This is a genomic window from Streptococcus sp. DD11 (assembly GCF_001578865.1).
GTDB classification, from domain to species: Bacteria; Bacillota; Bacilli; order Lactobacillales; family Streptococcaceae; genus Streptococcus; species Streptococcus panodentis.
Genome location: NZ_KQ969396.1, coordinates 263200 through 264233, shown reverse-complemented (window position 1 = coordinate 264233; position 1034 = coordinate 263200). Strand labels below are relative to the sequence as shown.

The following is a 1034-nucleotide window of genomic DNA, read 5'->3' as shown; positions in this document are numbered from 1 at the left end:
CTGGACTACATTGATCTCTATCTGCTCCACCAGCCGTTTGGAGACTATATCGGCGCTTGGCGGGCTCTGGAAGAGGCCTATCGCGATGGGAAAATCAAGTCCATCGGCATCTCCAACTTTGATGCGGCTCGTCTGGCTGATTTCTGCCAGACAGTGGACATCCAGCCGGCGGTCAACCAAGTGGAAACCCATCCTTTCTTCCAAAGAGAGGACTTACTGGCGATTGCTGAAGAGTATCATGTAGCTCTTGAAGCCTGGGGGCCCTTTGCCGAAGGGAGATTTGGGATTTTTACCCATCCAGTTCTGACCAAAATCGGTGAGAAATACGGCAAAACCGCAGCTCATGTAGCTCTGCGCTGGAATCTGGACCGCGGCGTCATTGTCCTGCCCAAGTCTGTCACACCGTCTCGTATCGAAGCCAATATTGCTGTTTTTGATTTCACTCTGGACGATGATGACAGGGCGGAAATAGCCAAGCTGGATCAAGGGCACAGTGACATTGTCAATCACGCTGATCCGGACTTTGTCAAGCTGCTGCACGGTTTAAAAATTCATGACTAGCTGAGAGGAAACAAGAGGCTGGGCAAAAAGTCCAGTCTCTTGCTGCTGCATGAGAAAAACAGATGGACGCAGTGGTTGGGAGAAATGCTGTTGACGTCGGTCAGCTAGCATCTCCCCTGCACAGTTCATTAGACACTTTATGTTCAAAGAAAATCAAAAAGCAAACTGGGAAGCTGGCCGCTCAAAACCTCCGCTGGAGCTTTTTGACGAGGCTGAGGCAAAAGTTCTTCAGTCTCGCTTTGTTTTGGTAAAAAACTCTTGACGCGGCAGCTGATTGCTCAAAAGCTCCAGCGGAGGTTTTGAGGTTATAGATAAAGCTTCTGAGAGGAAGCAGCAAAAGCACTGCTTTGAGGTTGCGGATAGGACTTGCAAAGCAAGTCTCAACTTTGTTCGTCTTTTAGACTCCAAAAAGCTCCTACATTGAGGAAAACTCTGTTTTCCCCATCTCCAACCTCTCCCAGTCCCCCGGACTG

2 protein-coding genes are annotated in these 1034 nt (G+C 49.4%); both read left to right on the top strand.

Features of this window, described 5'->3' with window-relative positions; genetic code table 11:
• The coding region (locus STRDD11_RS10635; RefSeq protein WP_164828472.1) for an aldo/keto reductase at positions 1–561 on the top strand (561 nt) is incomplete at its 5' end.
• A 139-nt stretch (positions 562–700) separates the two neighbouring features.
• Complete coding sequence (locus STRDD11_RS14910; RefSeq protein WP_277592930.1) at positions 701–823, top strand: hypothetical protein; 123 nt, start codon at positions 701–703, stop codon at positions 821–823.
• The last annotated feature ends 211 nt before the right edge of the window (positions 824–1034 follow it).

Coding starts and splice junctions, on each gene's coding strand:
- STRDD11_RS14910 (WP_277592930.1), top strand. CDS start 701: ATGTTCAAAGAAAATCAAAAAGCAAACTGGGAAGCTGGCCGCTCAAAA.